This is a genomic window from Pseudomonas serboccidentalis (assembly GCF_028830055.1).
Taxonomy (GTDB): Bacteria; Pseudomonadota; Gammaproteobacteria; order Pseudomonadales; family Pseudomonadaceae; genus Aquipseudomonas; species Aquipseudomonas serboccidentalis.
In genome coordinates, this window is the sequence record NZ_CP101655.1 from 5622029 (window position 1) to 5643702 (window position 21674).

Sequence of the window (21674 nt, forward strand, 5' to 3'; positions counted from 1 at the left end):
AGCCTGGCCGATACAGAGTTCAGGCGCACACAGATTCCCTTGAACAGTGACGCCGGACTGGCCCCGCCCCCAGGGCCAGTGAAGACGGCAAGGACGCTCGCAGCTACCTCTATCCGAGAGTCCAATCATGTCCTTGCGTAACCTGAATATCGCGCCCCGTGCCTTCCTCGGTTTTGCCTTCATCGCCTTGTTGGTGATCGTCCTTGGCGTGTTCGCCGTCAATCGCATGTCGACCATCCGCCAGGCCTCCATCGACATGGAGACCAATCAACTGCCCAGTGTCACGTACCTTGGCGTGGTGACGGAAAACGTTCTGCGCCTGCGGATTCTGTCGTTCCGGATTCTGGTCAACCGCGAGCCTGCCGCTCTGCAAGAAGCGCAGACGCGCATCGGCGTGCTGGTGGACAAGGTACGCAGCGCCCAGGCCAGCTACGCAGCATTGCCTGCCGGAAGCGAAGAGCTGGCGCAATACAAGGCGTTCGCTACGACATTGGACAACTACCTGCAAGCGCAAAACCAGATGTTGGAGCTGTCGCGCCAGGACAAAGTCGAGGAGATGCGCACGCTCATCAACACGCGCATCAAGGACGGCACCGACCAGATGGGCGAGCAGCTCAACAAGCTGATCGGGATCAACGCCGCAGGCGCCAAAGTCGCCTCCACTCAGGCCGGCGAGCATTACGACAGTGCCATTACCGGCATCATCATCGTTGCGGTGATTGCCGCGCTGGCCACGGTCTTGTTGGCACTGCTGCTGACTCGCAGCATCGTCACGCCGCTCAATCGCGCGGTGGCGGCGGCGCAAACCATTGCTGAGGGCAACTTGAGCAAAACCATCGAAGTCGACGGCAAGGACGAAGCCACGCAGTTACTGCAGGCGCTGGCTACCATGCAGACTAACCTGCGTAAAACCATCGAACAGATCGCCGGCTCCGCCACCCAACTGGGCGCTGCTGCCGAAGAACTCAGTGCGGTCACCGAAGAAGCCTCCCGTGGCTTGCAACAGCAGAACAACGAGATCGAACAGGCGGCGACGGCCGTCAACGAGATGACCGCAGCTGTGGAAGAAGTGGCGCGCAACGCCGTGTCGACCTCCGAAGCCTCGAACCAATCGACTCAGGCCGCCCGCGAAGGTCGCGACCAAGTGGTGAAAACTGTCGACGCGATCCAGACCATGACCCACGACGTGCAGAACACCGCGCAGATGATCGAAGGCCTGGCCGCACAGGGCCGCGATATCGGCAAGGTGCTCGACGTGATCCGCGCCATCGCCGAGCAGACCAACCTGCTGGCCCTCAACGCTGCGATTGAAGCGGCACGTGCCGGTGAAGCAGGTCGCGGGTTTGCGGTGGTGGCGGACGAGGTGCGTGCCTTGGCCCATCGCACCGCGCAATCGACCCAGGAAATCGAAAAAATGGTCGCCGGTATTCAGAACGGCACCGGTGAAGCGGTTTCGTCGATGCAACAAAGCAACCAGCGTACCCAGACCACGCTGGAAATGGCCCGCGCCGCCGGCGTGGCGCTGGAGCAGATCACCCAGTCGATCCATCAGATCAACGAGCGCAACCTGGTGATCGCCAGCGCCTCGGAAGAACAGGCGCAGGTGTCCCGCGAAGTCGACCGCAACCTGGTCAACATCCGCGATCTGGCCACGCAATCGGCGGCCGGGGCCAACCAGACCAGCGCCGCCACCCATGAGCTGTCGCGCCTGGCGGTGGATTTGAACGCCATGGTGGCGCGTTTTGTGATTTGAGAAATGCGATTGCGCCGACGAGTGCGTGCTCTCTTCGGCGAATCAACTGCTTCAAGACAAGTCTACTTTGATGAAAAGTGAGAGTGAACTCGGCCCCTGAATTCCTGCGCGACTTTTCAAACGATAGTAGGCAATTTTATTGCCATTGCCTTTCTCGCGAATAGTGTTGCCACTGAGCCTGACAATGGTGTCTGAGTCTGCATCTTTTACCTTGGTAGTTGAAACTGGATCAGCATCAAACGAGCCGTAATAAAAAGGGATGGTTTCGCCGAGTCGCTGTCCTTTGTAATGCGAAATAGTAATTAGAACTTCGTCGTTATTCGTATCCAGATAGTCCTGCGTAATACCTTGCCTGATGATTTCTGGAGGAAATTTCGGTGCTTGTCCTGGTTCTCCATCATTTGGAGCAGTTCTATCGACTGTAAAATAATTGGATTCTGAAAGTTCTACATTTCCTCCAAGGTTGACAGTGTAGTCAACTTCGTAAGTTCCTTCATTTGTAATGGGGCCAACGGGAATGTGGACCATAATAGGGAAAGTGCTCGGATCAATAGGGGTGGTAAAGGGAAAGCGCGTCTCACGCACTGGTATTCCTGATAAATTTAATTCGACATATCCCTGAATCCCTGGAAACATGTTTCCACGTGTAAAATCTGGGATCAGTACTCGCAGGGGAGATTCTAATATCTTTGTGGGGATCAGGTTTTCTTGGCCGCCCGGGATGTTTGCTAATGCATCTGGAATGACCGGTGGAGGGCTCTGGTTATTTAGCTTTTTCATGATTTGTTACTCCGTAATTGTAATGGGTTGGCAATAACCGAGTCAGGTTTGTACTGGATCATTAGATCGTTATGCTTGTGCCCCGGATACTGTCAACTCTGACAGCTAGACTGCTCAGTGACAGTTCTGCACTATGCGCAGTTGTACTTCTCGTTCACCTTGTAGCCCGAGTGAGTGGCGCGTTTTGTGATTTGAGATAGGGTGAAGGCTGGACACCGCGCAATCAGGAGACGTGCATGCGCTATTCAGCCTTGACCCAACGCATCGCCGGGGAGGGCGCAGCGGCCTGGAAGATCCATGACCGAGCGCTGGCGTTGCGCGCCGAGGGGGTCGATATCCTGCTGCTGAGCGTAGGCGATCCGGATTTCGATACGCCATTACCGATCATCCACGGCGCCATCGACAGCCTGCTGGCCGGCGATACCCATTATTCCGAGGTGCGTGGCCGCCTGGCGCTGCGCACGTTGATCGCCGCCCGCCATCAGCGACGCAGCGGTCAGGTGGTGGATGCCGAGCACGTGATCGTGCTGCCCGGCGCGCAATGCGCGGTGTATTCGGTGGCCCAATGCCTGTTGGACCCTGGCGATGAAGTGATCGTCGCCGAGCCGATGTACGTGACCTATGAAGGCGTGTTCGGCGCGTGCGGCGCGACGGTGGTGCCGGTGCCTGTGAGGCCGGAGAACGGCTTTCGGGTGGACCCCGCCGATGTCGCCACGCGGATCACCCGCAAGACTCGCGTGCTGTTGCTCAACAGCCCCAACAATCCGTCCGGCGCGAGCCTCTCCCTGCTGATCTGGCAAGAGCTGGCGGCGCTCTGCGTACGTCACGATTTATGGCTGATCAGCGACGAGGTCTACAGCGATCTGCTGTACGAGGGTGAGCACATCAGCCCGGCGAGCCTGCCGGGCATGGCCGAACGTACGGCGACCATCAACAGCCTGTCCAAATCCCATGCCATGACCGGTTGGCGGGTGGGCTGGTCGATCGGCCCGAAAGCGCTGGCCGAACATCTGGTGAACCTGTCGTTGAGCATGCTCTTCGGCCTGCCGGATTTCGTGCAGAAAGCTGCGGAGGTCGCGCTGCAAAGCGATCTGCCGCAAGTGATGCAGATGCGCGAGGAATACCGTTTGCGCCGCGACCTGGTGTGCGAGCGTTTGCGCGGTTGCCCGGGGTTGCAGCCGATTCTTCCGGATGGCGGGATGTTCGTGATGGTCGATGTGCGCCAGACCGGGTTTGGCGCGCAGGCGTTTGCCGAGCGGTTGCTGGAAGATTACGGCGTGTCGGTGCTGGCTGGTGAGGCGTTTGGGCCCAGTGCAGCGGGGCATATCCGCATCGGGCTGGTGCTGGACCGGGTGAAACTGGCCGATGCCTGTGCGCGGATTGCGTTGTGTGCGGTGCAGCTGTTGCAGGCGCGCAGTGCCTGACAGTTTTGTGTTGGCTGAAACGGCCTCATCGCGAGCAGGCTCAATCCTACAGGGGAACGCATTTCAAATGTAGGAGTGAGCCTGCTCGCGATGGCGATCGGACAGGCACTGAAGATTTCAGCCCTGCCAAGCCGCCGGATTCACCAGATTCGCCGGCTTCTCCCCACTCAAAGCCTGCAACAGATTCTTCACCGCACACCGCGCCATTGCCTCTCGCGTCTCATGCGTCGCCGACCCCATATGCGGCGTCGCCACCACATTGTTCAGCTGCAACAACGGCGAATCGTGATTCAACGGCTCACGCTCGAACACATCCAGCCCTGCCGCACGAATCCGCTGATGGCGCAGTGCGTCGATCAGCGCCGTTTCATCCACGACTTTGCCCCGCGAGATATTGATGAAGATGCTGTGCGGGCGCATCAACGCGAACTGCTCGGCGCCGATCAGGCCTTCAGTCTGTGCGGTCAGCGGCAAAGTCAGGCAGATGAAATCGGCCTCTTGCAGCAGCGCTTCAAGACTGCGGTACTGCGCATCGAAACGCGCCTCGACCGCCGGTTTGCGTGACTGACTGTGATAAAGCACCGGCATGCCAAAACCGAAATGCCCGCGCTGGGCCAAGGCCTCGCCGATGCGGCCCATGCCGATGATGCCCAGGGTCTTGCCATGCACATCGGTGCCGAAATGCGCCGGGCCGATGTTGCGGTGCCACTGGCCGCTGCGCACCATGTTCGCCAGTTCCACCACGCGCCGGGCGGTGGCGAGGATCAGCGCGAAACCGGTGTCGGCGGTGGTTTCGGTGAGCACGTCCGGGGTATTGCTGAGCAGGATCTTGCGTCGCGTCAGGTAGTCGATGTCGTAGTTGTCGACGCCCACCGAGACGCTGGCAATCGCCTCCAGTTGCGGCGCGACGTCGAGCAACGCGGCGTCGAGCTTCAGGCTGGCGCCGAGCAAACCGTGGGCGCCGGGCAGGGCGTCGCGCAGTTTCATCAGGCCATCGGCGTCGAGGCTGTCGATCAGCGTCACGTCACAGTGTTGTTGCAGGCGCGTCATCAGCGCCGGCGAGAGTTTCTTGTACAGCACGACTTGCTTTTTCATGGGCAAAAATCTCTTCAGGAGTGAGCCGGCACGGGACGCGTGACTACGGCTTTGGCCACGACGCGATCACTGGCACCGGGCTTGAGAAAAATCGTCAGTACCACCGACAGCAGCAACGCCCCGCTCATCAGCAGGTACGAAGCGCCGGGCGAACCGGTGGAACTGTTCAGATAGCCGACCAGGTACGAACCGCCGAACGAACCGAGCGCGCCCATGCTGTTGATCAGCGCCATGGCGCCACCGGCGACGTTGGCCGGCAGGATCTCCGGAACGATGGCGAAGAACGGCCCGTAAGGCGCGTACATGCAGGCGCCGGCGATCACCAGCAGCGTGTACGACCACCAGAAATGCTCGGCGCCCAAGGCGTAGGAACCATAGAACGCAATGGAGGCGATCAGCAGCGGCGGCCAGACGAAGCGTTTGCGCTTTTGCAATTTGTCCGAGCCCCACGACACCGCGAGCATGCCGATCACCGCCGCCAGGTACGGCAGCGCCGACAGCCAACCGGCTTCGATCATGTCCATTTGCGCGCCGGCCTTGAGGATCGACGGCAGCCACAACACAAAGCCGTAGACGCCGATGCTCCAGCAGAAAAACTGCAGGGCCAGGATGATCACCTTCGGCGAACGGAACGCCTCGGCGTAGTTCTTCACCGCTTTGATGCCGACCTGTTCGGCGGCGAGAGCGCTTTCCAGGTCGTGCTTTTCCTGATCGCTCAGCCACGTGGCCTGGGCCGGACGATCATCGGCCAGTTTCCACCAGATAAACGCCCAGAGCACCGCCGGCAAGCCTTCGATGATGAACATCCAACGCCAGCTGAAATGCTGCACCAGATACCCCGAGACCACCGACATCCACAGCATCGTTACCGGGTTGCCGAGGATCAGGAAGGTGTTGGCCCGCGAGCGTTCGGCGCGAGTGAACCAGTGACACAGGTAAACCAGCATCGCCGGCATCACCGCCGCTTCGACTACGCCGAGCATGAAGCGAATGACGATCAGCCAATAAGCGTTGGAAACCACGCCGGTCAGCGTCGCGAGCCCGCCCCAGAGAATCAGGCTGACGAAAATCAGCTTTTTCACGCTGTGTTTCTGCGCGTAGATCGCGCCCGGTATCTGGAAGAAAAAGTAGCCGAGGAAGAACAGCGCCCCGAGCAACGAAGACAGGCCCGGGGTGATCATCAGGTCGGCGGCCATGCCGGACGCGGCGGCGAAGCCGTAGTTGGCGCGATCCAGATACGCCAGGCTGTAGGTGATGAACACGATAGGCATGATGTACCACCAGCGGCGGGCGGCGAGGGTTGCAGTTTTCATGGTCTTGCTCCTGAGCTTGTTGTTTTTGTCGCAGCAGGTTCAATTAATGGGTTGTCTGGGCGGGCCTCATCGCGAGCAGGCTCACTCCTACAAGGGAACGCATTTCAAATGCAGGAGTGAGCCTGCTCGCGATCAGCGGCCTCGAATTCAGCGATCAGCTCGGACCGGCTCGGCAAACCCTCCATATCCCCGCGACTCTGCACCGCCCGACTGCCAATCCAGTTCGCGCGTTGCACCGCCTCGGCAAAGCTCTGATGTTCCAGCAGGGCGCTGATCATGCCGACGGCAAACCCGTCACCCGCGCCGACGGTATCGACCACGGTCGCCACCGGCACCCCGGCGACAAAACCCTGATCCAGATGCGTGCGGTAATAGGCACCCTGCGGCCCCAGCTTGATCGCCACGGCCTCGGCGCCCTGATCGAGATAAAACGCGGCGATGTCCGCCGGGTCTTCAAACCCGGTGAGCAAGCGGCCCTCGCTCAAGCCCGGTAACACCCAATGGGCGAGGGCGGCGAGGCGGTTGATCTCGCGGATCATCTCTTGCTCGCTGGCCCACAGGCTCGGGCGCAGGTTCGGGTCGAACGACACGCTGCGCCCGGCATGGCGCATGCGTGTTATCAGCTCGAAAGACAGTTCCCGCGCGGTGGCTGAAAGCGCCGGTGGAATCCCGGTGGCGTGCAGGTGACGGGCGCTCAGCAGGCTGGCATTGATCGACTGTGGCGACAGATGACTGGCCGCCGAACCACGGCGGTAATACTCGACCTGCGGGTCGCTGCCATCGTCGTTGCGGGACTTGAACTGGAAACCGGTCGGGTGCTGGTGATCGACCGCGACATGGCTGCAATCCAGACCTTCCTTGATCAATGTCTCGACCACAAAACGCCCAAGGGAATCGTTGCCGATCCGGCTCAGCCACGCCACGTTGAAGCCCAGGCGCGACAGGCCGATCGCCACGTTACTGTCAGCGCCGGCGATGCGTCGGTGGAAGTGTTCGACTTCGGCCAGATCACCGGTCTGCTCGGCGACCAGCATCGCCATGGTTTCGCCAAACGACAGAATATCGATATCAGACATGGGCAGGCTCCAGGCGCGATTGGCCAAGGCGGGCGAGGGCGGCGACGTGCTCGGTGGTCAGCGCCACCAGGTCATCGCCCTGCAACGGGTATTCGGCGGCACGCATAACGCCTTGGGCCATGTGCCGCAGCAGTTGTTCCCACACATGCAGATCACTGACGGTCGGTGGCACGGCGACCAGTTTGCCGTCGGCGCGGCGGGCTACGGCTTTGCAATGCACGTAGCCGACATGCCGCCCGAGCAGGCGTGCGGCGTTGGTGGCGGACTGATCCTGCCACTGCCAGTTGCCGATATCGAAGGTCATTTTGATCGGCAGGTTGTGCTGCTCGACGGCAGCAAAAAAGCGCTGGAATGGCTCGATGCGGCCGCCATGCAAGGTCTGGTCATTCTCCACCAGCAACTGCACCGGGCTGTTGCCCAGCAGTTGTTTCAGCACCTGCAGATCACAGTTGTCGGTGAAGTAACCGAGCGAGACTTTCAGCCATTTCGAGCCAAACGCCTCTGCATGTTGCAGGGCGCTGATCAACTCGGGATTGGGCCGCGACTGACCGGCAAGCCACAGTTCGGTCGGTGAGGAATAGATGCTTTGCAGACCCTGCGCCTGGGTGGCGGCCTGCAGTTGCTCAGGCACTTCACGGGTCAGCAGCTCTTCACGCCATTCGATGCGATCGGCGCCGGCAGCGGCCAGCACCTCGATGAAGAAGTCCTGCCCGCGCTGGCGTACAAGGTCGGCGCCGTAGCTGGACAGGCTGATGGAAACGGCAGGTTTATTCATTGTTATTTACCTCTGAAACCGGTTTCATTTTTGTTCAAAAAAAATCTGGTGGATCTTTGTCGGGCTTTCGGGCGCCATCGCGAGCAGGCTCACTCCTACATTTTGAATGCGCTCCCCTGTAGGAGTGAGCCTGCTCGCGATGGCGCCACAACAATCACCGCAAAGGTCCTTGGGTAGAACCCCGCTCAACCAGCACCGGCGCAAAATCCAGCCTGCGCACGGCCTCGACATTCCCACGCAAGCGCTTGAGCAGACACTCAAACGCCCGCGCCCCGATCTCGGCCGTCGGCTGGGCGAGGGCGGTAATGCCGTTGCCCACCAGCGGATACCAGTCCAGGTCATCCAGGGCAATCAGCCCCACGTCCTCGAACAACCGGCAACCGATTTCGCGCAGGGCGAGGGTGCAGGCCAGCGCGGCCACGCCGTTGGCGCAGAACAGTGCTTTGGGTCCGTTAGCCGGCGTGTTTAAAAAGTCTTGAAGATGCGTCGCAAGGGACGGGCCGGTTTCCAATACCGCCCCGGTCAATCCGGAACGCTGGGCAATCTGCAACTGAAAACTGCTGACCCGTTCGATGCGCGAACTGGTGCCGTCAAAGGGTTCGGTCACCAGCAACATGTCGCGGTAGCCACGCTGTTCAAGGTGCGTGAGCGCCATCTCAACAGCTTGCGGGTTGTTCAGCCCGACCATGTCGCTGTCGAGGCCATCGACCTTGCGATCCACCAGCACCAACGGCATTTCGCGGTGCAGTTCGTGCAACTCCTCACGGTGATGCCCGAGGGTGTTCACGATCAGCCCTTCGATGTTGTACGAGCGCAACAGCGCCAGATGCTGGCGCTCCTGCTCGTCGTCGCGGTCGGTGTTGCACACCACCAGGCTGTAACCGTGCGCACGGCAGGCGGTTTCCACCCCGTGCATCACGGCAATCGAATAAGGGTTGCGGATATCGGCCACCAGCATGCCGATCAGGCGTGTGCGCCCGCGTTTCAGACCACGGGCCATTTGATTCGGACGGTAGCCGAGTTCGCTGATGGCCTGTTCGATGCGCAAGGCAATGGCATCGGAGAGCAGGGCGCGGTCATCGCCGATGAAGCGCGAGACGCTGGCCTTGGACACGCCAGCGCGTTCGGCGACATCGAGCATGGTCACGCGGCTGCGCTGGGCGGCGGAGAAGTCGTTCACGGTCTGAAAACCTTATTATTGGATGTGTTTGGTCCAACGGCTGGCATGGCGCTGAAACCGGTTTCAGGAAACACCAGAACCCGCTTGGTCGTCAAGTGAATGTAAGGGTATCTGTGACTGTCGGCGATGACCGGCACTGGACCGCGAACGGCTCAAGCGCTCAATGGATCAGCCAATAACGTCTGGAAAGGGGATATGGCCTTAACCAAATAGTCCGGCGGCGATATTGATCGAAAACCCTAGAATCGCGGTATTGAAGACGAAGCCGATCAGCGATTGCGCCAACACGATCTTGCGAATATCGCGGGTAGCGACGCCGACGTCAGCGGTCTGCACCGCCACGCCGATGGTGAACGAGAAGTACAGAAAGTCCCAGTAGTTGGGCGTGGTCAGGCCTTCGGCGAAACGCAATGCCGGTTCCTTGCCATCCCAGGTGTAAAACAGGCGCGCGTAGTGCACGCAGAAGATCACGCCGATCAGCAGCCATGAACCCACGACCGTGAGCGCGGTAAACGCGTAGTGCAGAAGTTTGTGATGGGTATCCAGATCCTTGGTGCCGGCCAGCTCCAGAGTGATGGCGGCCAGGCTCGCCAACGCCGCAATACACACCACAAACAACACCAGTCCGGCGTTTTCGTCTTCGATGACGGCGATGCGTTTGACGTCCGGCGCCTTGGCGCGCGCGGCGAGCCATAACATCAGGATCAGGTAGGTCCAGACGCCGGCGTTCCAGCCGATGAGAATGTTGCCGACGATGGATTCGGCAGGGACCAGAAGACCGGTGGCAAGGCCGACCAGAGCGGCGGCGGACAGGCGAGGGTGGGTACGGGTGAGGAAGCGCATGGGGACTCGATGGGCGAGGACGTAGAAACACCTTAGCCCAGCGATGTGCTGCCTGACTACCAGCCAGTAAACCTTGTAGAAGTGAGCCTGCTCGCGATAGCGCTGGCATATTCAACACTGATGTTGACTGAATGGACGCTATCGCGAGCAGGCTCACTCCTACAGAGGGTTAGTGGTGTCTGGTGAAGCGTTGTACGAGCTTCATGACCACGACGAAGAACAACGGCACAAAGATCACCGCCAGCGTTGCGGTAATCATCCCGCCGATCACCCCGGTGCCAATCGCCTGCTGGCTCGCCGAACTGGCGCCGGTGGCGATGGCCAATGGCACCACGCCAAGGATGAACGCCAGCGAGGTCATCACGATCGGCCGCAGACGCAAACGGGCTGCCTGCAACGTCGCATCGATCAGATCGTGACCTTCGTCATACAGGCTCTTGGCGAATTCGATGATCAGGATCGCGTTCTTCGCCGACAGACCGATGATGGTGATCAGCCCGACCTTGAAGAACACGTCGTTGGGCATGCCGCGCAAGGTCACGGCCAGCACCGCGCCGAGCACACCCAGCGGCACCACCAGCAGCACCGAAGTCGGAATCGACCAGCTCTCGTACAGCGCCGCCAGACACAGGAACACGATCAGCAGCGACAGGCCCAACAGAATCGGCGCCTGACTGCCGGACAGACGTTCCTGCAACGACAACCCCGTCCATTCCTGACCCAGACCTTTCGGCCCTTGGGCGACCAGCCGTTCAATCTCCGCCATCGCCTCGCCGCTGCTGTGCCCCGGCGACGGTTCGCCGGAAATCGCAATCGCCGGATAACCGTTGTATCGGGTCAGTTGCGCCGGGCCTTGTGTCCATTTCGCCTGAACGAACGCCGACAGCGGCACCATGTTCCCGGCGTTGTTGCGCACGTGCATTTGCAGCAGGTCATCGACCTGACTGCGCTGATCGCCTTCGGCTTGTACCACCACGCGCTGCATCCGCCCCTGATTGGGGAAGTCGTTGATGTAGGAAGAACCCACGGCGGTGGACAATACGTTGCCGATGTCAGCGAACGACACGCCCAGCGCGTTGGCCTGCTTGCGATCCACTTCCAGTTGCACCTGCGGCGCTTCGGCCAGCGCGCTTTCACGCACGTTCATCAGCACCGGACTTTTCTCCGCGGCGGCGAGCAGTTCGCTGCGCGCCTGCATCAATGTCGCGTGACCGAGACCGCCGCGATCCTGCAGGCGGAATTCGAAGCCGCTTGAGGTACCGAGGCCGTCAACCGGTGGTGGCAGCACGGCGAACGCGACGGCGTCCTTGATCTGGCTCAGGGCGATGTTGGCACGGTCGGCAATCGAGGTGGCCGAATCATCGCTGCCGCGTTCGGACCAGTCCTTGAGGGTGGTGAACGCCAGTGCCGCGTTCTGCCCGCTGCCGGAGAAGCTGAAGCCGAGAATCACCGTGCTGTCGCCGACTCCGGGTTCACTGGCGTTGTGGGCTTCGATCTGTTCGACCACCTGCACCGTACGGTTCTTGCTCGCACCCGGCGGCAGTTGAATGTCGGTGATGGTGTAACCCTGATCCTCGACTGGCAGGAACGAGGAGGGCAGACGCGCAAAGCACAACCCCATGCCGATCAGCAGCACGCCGTAAATCAGCAGATAACGCCCGCTACGCTTCAATGCGTAACCGACCCAACCCTGGTAGCGATCGGTCAGTCGTTCGAAGCGGCGGTTGAACCAGCCGAAGAACCCGCTCTTCTCGTGATGTTCGCCCTTGGCAATCGGCTTGAGCAGCGTGGCGCACAGCGCTGGCGTCAGGGTCAGGGCAAGGAACGCCGAGAACAGGATCGAGGTGGCCATCGACAGCGAGAACTGTCGGTAAATCACGCCCACCGAACCCTGCATGAACGCCATCGGGATAAACACCGCCACCAGCACCAGGGTGATGCCGATAATTGCCCCGGTGATCTGCTTCATCGCCTTGCGTGTCGCCTCTTTCGGCGACAGGCCTTCGGTGGCCATGATCCGCTCGACGTTCTCCACCACCACGATGGCGTCGTCCACCAGAATGCCGATGGCCAGCACCATGCCGAACATGGTCAGCACGTTGATCGAGAAACCCAGGGCGAGCATGGTGGCGAAGGTGCCCATCAGGGCCACGGGCACCACCAGCGTCGGGATCAGCGTGTAGCGGATGTTCTGCAGAAACAGGAACATCACCGCAAACACCAGCAGCATCGCTTCGCCGAGGGTGTAGACAACCTTGGTGATCGAGACCTTCACGAAGGGTGAGGTGTCGTACGGAATCTTGTACTCGACACCGGCCGGGAAGTAGCGCGACAGCTCGTCCATCTTCGCCCGGATCAACGTGGCGGTCGCCAGGGCATTGGCCCCCGGCGCCAGTTGCACGCCGACGGCGGTCGACGGTTTGCCGTTCAGGCGTGTGCCGAACTGGTATTCCTGACTGCCGATCTCGACCCGCGCCACGTCACCGATGCGCACGGTGGAGCCGTCACGGTTGGCCTTGAGCACGATGTCGGCGAATTCTTCCGGGGTCGACAGCTGACCCTTGACCAGAATGGTCGCGGTGATTTCCTGCGTAGACGGATTGGGTAAATCGCCGATGCTGCCTGCCGATACCTGGGCGTTTTGCGCGACGATGGCGGCGTTGACATCGGCCGGGGTCAGGTTGAAACCGATCAGCTTCTGCGGATCGATCCAGATCCGCATCGCCCGTTCGGCGCCATACAACTGCGCCTTGCCGACACCGTCGATGCGCTTGATTTCGTTCATCACGTTGCGTGCCAGATAGTCACTGAGCGCCACGTCATCGAGTTTGCCGTCGCTGGAGGTCAGGGTGATCAGCAACAGGAAACCGGCCGAGACTTTTTCCACCTGCAAACCTTGCTGGGTCACCGCTTGCGGCAGCCGCGACTCGACCACTTTGAGGCGGTTCTGTACATCAACCTGCGCCAGCTCCGGGTTGGTGCCCGGCTGGAAGGTGGCCTTGATCGTCGCGCTGCCGAGGCTGCTCTGCGATTCGAAGTACAGCAGGTGATCGGCGCCGTTGAGCTCTTCCTCGATCAGGCTGACCACGCTTTCATCGACGGTCTGCGCCGAGGCGCCAGGGTACACGGCGTAGATTTCGATCTGCGGTGGCGCGACGTCGGGGTACTGCGCCACCGGCAATTGCGGAATGGCCAGCGCACCGGCCAACAGGATGAACAGGGCGACGACCCAGGCGAACACCGGGCGATCGATAAAGAACTGCGGCATATAAAAGCGTCCTGCTTACTGACCAGAGGTCTGGGCAAGTGGAAGAGGGGTGTCGTCGATCTGCACTTTTTCGCCGGGGCGGGCGTGTTGCAGGCCTTCGATGACAATACGGTCGCCGGGCTTGAGGCCGCCGGTGACGATCCAGCGGTCGTTCTGTACGGCGCCCAGTTGCACCGGTTGCTGTGCCACGCGCAGTTGATCGTCGACGGTCAGCACCTGGGCCACGCCGGCGCTGTCACGTTGGATGGCACGTTGCGGCACGCTGATGCCGTGCTGGATAACGGCTTGCTCAAGGCGTACGCGGATGAAGCTGCCCGGCAGCAGGTCGAGGTCCGGGTTGGGGAACTCGCTGCGCAGAATGATCTGGCCGGTGCCCGGATCGACGGTGATGTCGCTGAACAGCAACTTGCCGGGCAACGGATACAGACTGCCGTCATCCTGAATCAGCGTGGCCTTGACCTGATCCTGACCGACTTCCTGCAATTGCCCGGAACGGAAGGCGCGACGCAGTTCATTCAGTTCTCGGGTCGATTGAGTGAGGTCGGCGTGGATCGGGTTGAGCTGCTGAATCAACGCCAGTGGCGTGGTTTCGTTCTGCCCGACCAGCGCACCTTCGGTGACCAGCGCTCGCCCGACGCGCCCGGAAATCGGCGCGGTGACGGTGGCGTAACCCAGATTCAACTTCGCGCGCTCCACCGCTGCCTTGTTCGCCGCCACATCAGCGGCGGTTTGTCGGGCATTGGCGCGGGCGTTGTCGTAATCCTGAGCACTGATGGCCTTGTCGTCGATCAACTGCGCGTAGCGCTGCTCCTGCAACTTCGCCTGGAACGCGTTGGCCTCGGCTTTGCGCAGCGCGGCTTCGGCGCTGTCCAGATCAGCCTTGAACGGTGCCGGGTCGATGCGGAACAGCACGTCGCCCTTTTTCACGTCGCTGCCTTCGCGGAAGGTGCGTTGCAGCACCACCCCGGCCACCCGCGCACGCACTTCGGCAATGCGTGGTGCGGCGATGCGCCCGCTCAGTTCGCTGCTGATCGACAGGGGGCGGGCCTCGATGGTTTCGATGCGCACGGTGGCCGGCGGTGCTTGCTCTTCGGCCTTCGAGGACGAATCACAGGCACTCAACGACAGTGCGACGGCGATCAGGCCGAGCCCGGCCAGCAGATTTTTCGACATGTACCACCCCCAATATTGAAGCCCGCATCCTACGGCCAGACGCCGAGGGTAGCGGTGAAGCTTTGTAGGCGCTGTGTGAAATTGTGTAAGGGTTTTACTCAGGGACGGGTGAGGGCGTATATCCTTTACGCCTTGAAATTTATTGCGACAGATAAACCGCTATCGCGAGCAGGCTCACTCCTACAAGGTTTGTGTTGGTCACAGATTTTGTGTCTGGCAGAGTTCCAATGTAGGAGCGAGCCTGCTCGCGATGAGGTCCGAACAGTCGCCACAGCACTTTTCTGGAACACCCCATGCCCAACATCCTCCTGGTCGAAGACGACACCGCCCTCGCCGAACTGATTTCCAGCTACCTGGAGCGCAACGGCTATTCCGTCAGCGTGATCGGGCGCGGCGACCATGTGCGTGAACGGGCACGGATCAATCCGCCGGACCTGGTGATCCTCGACCTGATGCTGCCGGGTCTCGACGGGCTGCAGGTCTGCCGTTTGCTGCGCGCGGATTCGGCAACGTTGCCGATCCTGATGCTGACCGCCCGCGACGACAGCCACGATCAGGTGCTGGGTCTGGAAATGGGCGCCGACGACTACGTCACCAAGCCGTGCGAACCTCGCGTTCTGCTGGCCCGGGTGCGGACCTTGCTGCGCCGCAGCAGCCTCGGTGAACCAATGACCGTCAATGACCGGATCGTCATGGGCAACCTCTGCATCGACCTGTCCGAGCGCACCGTGACCTGGCGCGAGCAGCCAGTGGAGCTGTCCAGCGGCGAATACAATCTGCTGGTGGTGCTGGCCCGGCATGCCGGTGAAGTGCTGAGCCGCGATCAGATCCTTCAGCGCCTGCGCGGCATCGAGTTCAACGGCACCGACCGCTCGGTGGACGTGGCGATTTCCAAGTTGCGGCGCAAGTTCGACGACCATGCCGGCGAGGCGCGCAAGATCAAGACCGTGTGGGGCAAGGGTTACCTGTTCAGCCGTTCGGAATGGGAATGCTGAGCTGATGTTCAGAATCCTGTTTCGCCTGTATCTGGTGACGATTATTTCCTATAGCGCGGCGATCTATCTGGTGCCGGATCTGGTGATCATGGTGTTCCGTGATCGCTTCATCACCTATAACCTCGACTTTTCCCGAGGCCTGCAATCGCTGATCACTCGCCAGTTTCACGCCGTGCCCCGAGACCAATGGCCGGCACTGGCGCAGTCGATGGACAAGGACTTTCAGCCGCTGCAGATCGTTCTGGCGCGCATCGACGACGCCGAGTTCACCGCTGCCGAGCAGGAACGGTTGCGTCGCGGCGAGAACGTGGTGCGCATTGGCGATTGGGGTTGGAGGACGTTGGCGGTCACGCCGCTGAACGATGACGTCGCCGTGCAAATGGTGGTGCCGCCGGATCCGCTGGACGTCAATCTGTTGTACTGGAGCATCAACGTGCTCATCGGCGCGAGCATGCTCGCCTGCCTGCTGCTGTGGATCCGCCCGCACTGGCGTGATCTGGAACGCCTCAAAGGTGCCGCCGAACGCTTCGGCAAGGGCCACTTGAGTGAGCGCACGCAGATCCCGGCCAGCTCCAACATCGGCAGTCTGGCGAATGTTTTCGACACCATGGCCGGCGACATCGAGAACCTGCTCAACCAGCAGCGCGACCTGCTCAATGCGGTGTCCCATGAATTGCGCACGCCGCTGACCCGTCTGGATTTCGGTCTGGCCCTCGCGCTGTCCGATGACTTGCCGGCGACCAGTCGCGAGCGCCTGCAAGGGTTGGTGGCGCACATTCGCGAACTGGATGAGCTGGTGCTGGAGTTGTTGTCCTACAGCCGCCTGCAGAATCCGGCACAATCGCCCGAGCAGGTCGAGGTCTCGCTGGACGAGTTCATCGACAGCATTCTGGGCAGTGTCGATGAAGAACTGGATTCACCGGACATCGTCATCGATGTGCTGCTGCACGGTCAGCTCGAACGGTTTTCGCTGGACCCGCGCCTGACCGCCCGGGCCATCCAGAACCTGCTGCGCAATGCCATGCGCTATTGCGAGAAGCGCATTCAGATTGGCGTGCAGGTCAGCCTCGATGGCTGCGAGATCTGGGTGGACGACGATGGCATTGGTATCCCGGATGACGAACGTGAGCGGATTTTCGAGCCGTTCTATCGCCTCGACCGCAGTCGCGACCGTGCCACCGGTGGATTTGGCCTGGGCCTGGCGATCAGCCGCCGGGCGCTGGAGGCGCAGGGCGGGACGTTGACGGTGGAGAGCTCGCCGTTGGGGGGAGCGCGGTTCCGGTTGTGGCTACCGACTACTGCCTGAGTATCAAATCCCTGTAGGAGCTGTCGAGTGAAACGAGGCTGCGATTTTTTGATCCTGATTCTTGAAATCAACATCAAAAGATCGCAGCGTGCCGCAGCTCCTGCAGGGGTTGTGTGTTGTTCAGATCAGTTGGTTCGATTGAATCAGGCCAACCCCGGCCGTCTGCATCCGCTCCATGGCCGCCGCCAGTGATCCTTCCATATCGATGGCGCGACAGGCATCCAGCACCACAAACGCATTGAACCCGGCCGCCCGCGCATCCAGCGCGGAAAACATCACACAGAAATCCAGCGCCAGCCCGACCATGTACACCGTGTCGATACCGCGCTCCTTCAGATAGCCGGCCAGCCCCGTGGTGGTCCGCCGGTCCGCTTCGAGAAATGCCGAATAACTGTCGATATCAGGATTGCAGCCCTTGCGGATGATCAGTTGCGCATGGGGCAGATCCAGTTTCGGGTGAAACTCGGCACCGGTCGTGCCTTGCACACAATGCTGCGGCCAGAGTGTCTGCTCGCCGTAGGGCAACTGAATCACGTCGTAAGGCTTGCGCCCCGGATGACTGGAGGCAAAGGACGCGTGGCCGGTCGGGTGCCAGTCCTGTGCAATGACCACCTGTTTGAACAGGCCACCGAGGCGATTGATCAGCGGCACGATCTGATCGCCTTCGGGCACGGCCAACTGGCCGCCGGGGGTAAAGTCGTTCTGCACGTCAATGACCAGCAGGACGGTGCGGGGTGACATCTGCATCGGTGCTTGCTCCTTGGATAATCGCCCGCTCAGCATAGTGGAGCGGCACTCACGCGCCCAGTTTGTCGACCAAGTGTTTTGCCAGGTCTTCCAGCGCCAGCGCCGGGTTGTGCCCGATCAACATCCACGCATGTTCACCCTCGGTCCAGTACACCACGTTCATCTCATGCCGTCGTTCGTGAGCCAATGGCCGGCGGCCGCTGTTGGAGCGGGTCACGCACAGCGCCAGCGGCCCATGTTTCGCGTCCAGATAGGTCAGTTGTGCAATCGGCACGCCGTCGTACTCAAGCATCTGTGCACGCTTGAGTTCGGCACCCGGCAACTTCACCAGCGCTGGCGACAGATTCAGCCCCAACCGCGCATCCACCGTACGCAGTTGCGCGCGCTGACTGGCTTCGTCGCTGGGCAGGTGGTCGAGGGTCTGTGGCACATACAGCGCCATGTAGTCGCCTACCAGCGCGCGCCAGTTATGCGATTGCTGCGTTTGCCAGGCGATCAACAGGCGATCGGCCAACACGCCGCCAGCCACCAGACTCGCGGCGGCCGCACCGATAAACCAGCGACGGCTCAGGCCCGGCCGCTGGGGCGGGGCGATGGCATCGAGGCGCGCCTGCAAACGTTCCAGTGGCGCCTGTTGCGCCAGTTCGTCATAGGCCTCCTTGTAGGGCAGGCTGCTGCGGTCGAGCCATTGCACTCGCAGGCTGAGCAACGGGTCGTCGGCAATCGCGTTGTCGAGCTGGCTGCGGTAGGCCGGGTCCAGCTCGTCATCGAGGTAGGCCGTCAGTTGTTCGTCGGAGGGTTTGTTCATGGGTGGTCACCTCCGGTAGTTTTTGGCACGGCTTGGAGGGGCGGATATTCCGCCAGTTTCAGGCGCGCAGTGGCCAGGCGACTCATGACCGTACCGATCGGTACTTGCAGGATCTCGGCGACCTCGCGGTAGGACAAACCTTCGACATACGCCAGGTACACGGTTTCGCGCTGGGCTTCGGGCAGCGCGTCGACCCGGCGGATCACCTGCGCCGCCATCACGTGCGTCTGCGCGGCGTATTCGCCATCGAAGGCCAGTTGCCCGTCGGCATCGACCTGACCTGCGCCCTGACGAACCCGGCGCGCGCGCACTTCGTTGAGCCAGATCGAATGCAGGATGCTCAGCAGCCAGCGATCCATGCGCGTGCCGGCCACGTATTGCCCGGCACGTTCCAGCGCCCGCACACAGGTCGCCTGCACCAGATCCTCGGCCACGTGCCGATTGCGCGACAGCAGCAGACCGTAACGCCACAGTCGCGCCAGATGCTGTCCGAGTTCTGCTCTGAATGCCTGATCGCTGACGATGATGGCCTTCCTTTATCTAGTTCAGGTTTTCGATGAATCGTTGATGGCTTCGGCCAGGTCCTGGTATTCCTCGCAGGACGTGCCGCAAATCGATTTGATCTGCTGCAACTGCTCCTGCGCCAGATCGACGCGGCCTTTGATCACATAGGCTTCGCCGAGGTATTCACGCACTTGCGCGTACTGCGGATCGAGTTTCACCGATTGCAGGTAATAGCTGATGCCTTCATCGGTGCGCCCCAGTTTTCGCGTGGCGTAACCGCGATAGTTGAGGGCTTTGGCGGTGTTCGGTTGTTTCAGGGTGTCGAGCAGGGCCAGGGCTTCTGCGTATCGACCGTCCTTGGCCAAGCGGTAGGCGTAGTCGGTGCGATCGGCATCCGGCACGGCGCTGCTGGTTTGCAGCACGCATTTGTGCGATTTGCTGTCCCAGACTTGCCCTTTTGGGCAGTTGGGCTTCTGCACGGGCGCACTTTCATCGCCATTGGCAAAGGCCATCGACGCGGACAATGCGGTCACCAGCAGCAACGGGGCGGCGAACATAACGGAACGGATAGTCATGGGCAAGGCTCCACAGAGGGTTATGTTTCACTTTGAACACCACAGCACGGCATTTTATTCATCGCTTTGTCAGGGTCTGTTCAAGGTACGCGCAAATCGTCGCGTTATGCTCAAGAACGCCAGCCGTCCATCCAGCGCCTTGCCATGCCGCCGCGCTGACACACGAGGAACTGCCATGAAAGATCAGGTCCATCACTCTGCAGCCGCCGGCTACAAGACCGCCGCCGATACCTACGTCAAAGGTCGCCCCGATTATCCGCCGCAGGTCAGTCAGTGGCTGACACAAACGCTGGGCCTGGACAGTCACAAGACCGTCATCGATCTGGGCGCCGGCACCGGCAAGTTCACCGGACGGCTGGCGGCCACTGACGCGCAGGTGATCGCCGTGGAACCGGTGGCGCAGATGCTGGAAAAGCTCTCCGCGGCCTGGCCCGACGTGCTGGCCGTGAGCGGCACCGCGACCGATCTGCCATTGCCCGACGCATCGGTGGACGTGGTGGTTTGCGCGCAGGCGTTTCACTGGTTTGCCACGAAAGAAGCCTTGACCGAAATTGCCCGGGTACTCAAACCCGGCGGCAAGCTCGGCCTGATCTGGAACCTGCGCGACGCGCAGGTCAGCTGGGTGCCGAAACTCGACGCCATCGTCAACGCCCATGAAGGGGATACGCCGCGTTATTACACTGGCCAATGGCGCGAGGCGTTTCCGCATCCGGCGTTCGGACCGCTGCAATTGCAGCAATTTCACCATGGGCACACCGGCTCGCCGGAAGACGTGATTTTCAATCGGGTGCGCTCCACCAGCTTCATCGCTGCCTTGCCGCAGGCGCAGCGGGACAAGGTCGATGAGCAGGTCCGCGCATTGATTGCCTCGGAACCGGCATTGCGTGGGCGGCATGTACTGACGGTGCCGTATGAGACGGCGGCGTATGTGGGGGTGAAGGGCGGTTAGATCGGGGCGGTTTCATCGCCAGCAGGCCGGCTCCCACATTTTTCGCGTCGGATACAAAAAAACCTGTAGGAGCTGCCGAAGGCTGCGATCTTTTGACGTTGAAGATCAAAAGATCGCAGCCTTCGGCAGCTCCTACAGGGACTCGAGCGCGAAAAAATTCTCCTGGGGGTGCCAGCCTGCTGGCGATTGGCGGCGCCGCCGATTTCAGCCAGTCCCGCATTTGGCCGAACCGCCATCGTGATGCCTTGTTATAGTTCGGGCCTCATTTTCTGCCCGGTAAAGGATCACTGCCATGTCTCAATACACCGCCTTCAGCGTCGAACTGGCCGACAAAATCGCTCATGTGCAGATCAATCGTCCGGAAAAGATCAACTCGATGAACGCCGCGTTCTGGAGCGAGATCGTCGAGATTTTCCAGTGGATCGATGACACCGACGAAGTGCGGGTGGTGGTGCTCAGCGGCAACGGCAAACACTTTTCCTCCGGCATCGACCTGATGATGCTCGCCGGCGTTGCCAATGAGCTGGGCAAGGACGTCGGCCGTAACGCGCGCCTGCTGCGGCGCAAGATCCTCACCCTGCAAGCCTCGTTCAACGCCGTCGACAACTGCCGCAAACCGGTGCTGGCAGCGATTCAGGGCTACTGCCTGGGCGGTGCGATCGACCTGATTGCCGCCTGCGACATGCGTTACGCCGCCGAAGACGCGCAATTCTCGATCAAGGAAATTGACATCGGCATGGCCGCCGATGTTGGCACTTTGCAACGGTTGCCACGGATCATCGGTGACGGCATGCTGCGTGAACTGGCTTACACCGGACGCACCTTTGGCGCTGAGGAAGCGCGCAGCATTGGTCTGGTCAATCGCGTTTACGCTGACAAGGACCTGCTGCTCGAAGGCGTGATGGACATTGCCCGCGACATCGCCGGCAAGTCGCCGATTGCGGTCACTGGCACCAAGGAAATGATCAGCTACATGCGCGACCATCGTATCGACGACGGCCTCGAATATGTTGCCACCTGGAACGCCGCCATGTTGCAATCCACCGACTTGCGCGTGGCCATGGCCGCCCATATGAGTAAACAGAAACCCGAATTTCTGGATTGAGAAAC

At 61.0% G+C, this 21674-nt stretch carries 19 protein-coding genes; 6 read left to right on the forward strand and 13 right to left on the reverse strand.

Annotated features, from left to right (window positions below; genetic code table 11):
• The first annotated feature begins 127 nt into the window (after positions 1-127).
• Entirely contained in the window at positions 128-1753 is a 1626-nt protein-coding gene (locus tag NN484_RS25605; RefSeq protein ID WP_127647147.1) for a methyl-accepting chemotaxis protein, read from the forward strand.
• Between the two features lie 51 nt (positions 1754-1804).
• On the opposite strand, the gene NN484_RS25610 is transcribed toward NN484_RS25605, so the two are convergent.
• On the reverse strand, positions 1805-2533 hold the full coding sequence (locus NN484_RS25610; RefSeq protein WP_215500196.1) for a hypothetical protein: 729 nt from the start codon (positions 2531-2533) through the stop codon (positions 1805-1807).
• Between the two features lie 236 nt (positions 2534-2769).
• Between NN484_RS25610 and NN484_RS25615 the strand changes: the two genes are divergently transcribed.
• Positions 2770-3957 (forward strand): pyridoxal phosphate-dependent aminotransferase, encoded by a 1188-nt coding sequence (locus tag NN484_RS25615; protein ID WP_274658248.1) that lies wholly within the window; start codon positions 2770-2772, stop codon positions 3955-3957.
• Positions 3958-4074: 117 nt separating this feature from the next.
• On the opposite strand, the gene NN484_RS25620 is transcribed toward NN484_RS25615, so the two are convergent.
• From NN484_RS25620 to NN484_RS25655, 8 genes are all read right to left on the reverse strand, one after another.
• Positions 4075-5052: a 2-hydroxyacid dehydrogenase gene (locus tag NN484_RS25620; RefSeq protein WP_274658250.1), complete on the reverse strand. Its 978-nt coding sequence runs from the start codon at positions 5050-5052 to the stop codon at positions 4075-4077.
• 14 nt (positions 5053-5066) lie between these two features.
• Positions 5067-6365 carry an MFS transporter gene (locus NN484_RS25625; protein WP_215500193.1) on the reverse strand — a complete coding sequence of 433 codons (1299 nt, stop codon included), beginning with the start codon at positions 6363-6365 and terminating at the stop codon, positions 5067-5069.
• A 104-nt stretch (positions 6366-6469) separates the two neighbouring features.
• A complete protein-coding gene (locus tag NN484_RS25630) occupies positions 6470-7441 on the reverse strand; it encodes a sugar kinase (protein ID WP_274658252.1) in 972 nt (323 codons plus the stop codon).
• Complete coding sequence (locus NN484_RS25635) at positions 7434-8216, reverse strand: sugar phosphate isomerase/epimerase family protein (RefSeq protein WP_274658254.1); 783 nt, start codon at positions 8214-8216, stop codon at positions 7434-7436. Before NN484_RS25635 ends, NN484_RS25630 begins: the two co-directional genes overlap by 8 nt.
• 154 nt (positions 8217-8370) lie before the next feature.
• Positions 8371-9396 carry a LacI family DNA-binding transcriptional regulator gene (locus NN484_RS25640; RefSeq protein ID WP_274658256.1) on the reverse strand — a complete coding sequence of 342 codons (1026 nt, stop codon included), beginning with the start codon at positions 9394-9396 and terminating at the stop codon, positions 8371-8373.
• Between the two features lie 201 nt (positions 9397-9597).
• Complete coding sequence (locus NN484_RS25645) at positions 9598-10239, reverse strand: DUF1345 domain-containing protein (protein WP_274658257.1); 642 nt, start codon at positions 10237-10239, stop codon at positions 9598-9600.
• A 169-nt stretch (positions 10240-10408) separates the two neighbouring features.
• Positions 10409-13507, reverse strand: coding sequence for an efflux RND transporter permease subunit (locus NN484_RS25650; protein WP_274658258.1), 3099 nt, complete (start codon positions 13505-13507; stop codon positions 10409-10411).
• A gap of 15 nt (positions 13508-13522) precedes the next feature.
• On the reverse strand, positions 13523-14680 hold the full coding sequence (locus tag NN484_RS25655; RefSeq protein WP_127647171.1) for an efflux RND transporter periplasmic adaptor subunit: 1158 nt from the start codon (positions 14678-14680) through the stop codon (positions 13523-13525).
• 293 nt (positions 14681-14973) lie between these two features.
• Here NN484_RS25655 and NN484_RS25660 point away from each other — a divergent pair, with 293 nt between their 5' ends.
• Together NN484_RS25660 and NN484_RS25665 are read left to right on the forward strand one after the other, a co-directional pair.
• On the forward strand, positions 14974-15675 hold the full coding sequence (locus tag NN484_RS25660) for a response regulator (protein WP_003224662.1): 702 nt from the start codon (positions 14974-14976) through the stop codon (positions 15673-15675).
• 4 nt (positions 15676-15679) lie between these two features.
• Positions 15680-16981, forward strand: a complete 1302-nt coding sequence (locus NN484_RS25665) for an ATP-binding protein (protein ID WP_215500189.1) — start codon at positions 15680-15682, stop codon at positions 16979-16981.
• A 120-nt stretch (positions 16982-17101) separates the two neighbouring features.
• On the opposite strand, the gene pncA is transcribed toward NN484_RS25665, so the two are convergent.
• The 4 genes from pncA to NN484_RS25685 all read right to left on the reverse strand — a co-directional run bounded on the left by pncA (position 17102) and on the right by NN484_RS25685 (position 19615).
• A complete protein-coding gene (pncA, locus tag NN484_RS25670) occupies positions 17102-17728 on the reverse strand; it encodes a bifunctional nicotinamidase/pyrazinamidase (protein ID WP_274658260.1) in 627 nt (208 codons plus the stop codon).
• A gap of 49 nt (positions 17729-17777) precedes the next feature.
• Complete coding sequence (locus tag NN484_RS25675; protein WP_274658261.1) at positions 17778-18536, reverse strand: anti-sigma factor family protein; 759 nt, start codon at positions 18534-18536, stop codon at positions 17778-17780.
• On the reverse strand, positions 18533-19018 hold the full coding sequence (locus NN484_RS25680) for an RNA polymerase sigma factor (protein ID WP_414893022.1): 486 nt from the start codon (positions 19016-19018) through the stop codon (positions 18533-18535). Before NN484_RS25680 ends, NN484_RS25675 begins: the two co-directional genes overlap by 4 nt.
• A 63-nt stretch (positions 19019-19081) precedes the next feature.
• Positions 19082-19615 carry a tetratricopeptide repeat protein gene (locus tag NN484_RS25685; RefSeq protein ID WP_127647182.1) on the reverse strand — a complete coding sequence of 178 codons (534 nt, stop codon included), beginning with the start codon at positions 19613-19615 and terminating at the stop codon, positions 19082-19084.
• Between the two features lie 175 nt (positions 19616-19790).
• On the opposite strand from NN484_RS25685, the gene NN484_RS25690 reads away from it, so the two are divergent.
• Positions 19791-20564: a class I SAM-dependent methyltransferase gene (locus NN484_RS25690; RefSeq protein WP_274658262.1), complete on the forward strand. Its 774-nt coding sequence runs from the start codon at positions 19791-19793 to the stop codon at positions 20562-20564.
• A gap of 292 nt (positions 20565-20856) precedes the next feature.
• A complete protein-coding gene (locus NN484_RS25695; RefSeq protein WP_274658263.1) occupies positions 20857-21669 on the forward strand; it encodes a crotonase/enoyl-CoA hydratase family protein in 813 nt (270 codons plus the stop codon).
• Positions 21670-21674: the final 5 nt, after the last annotated feature.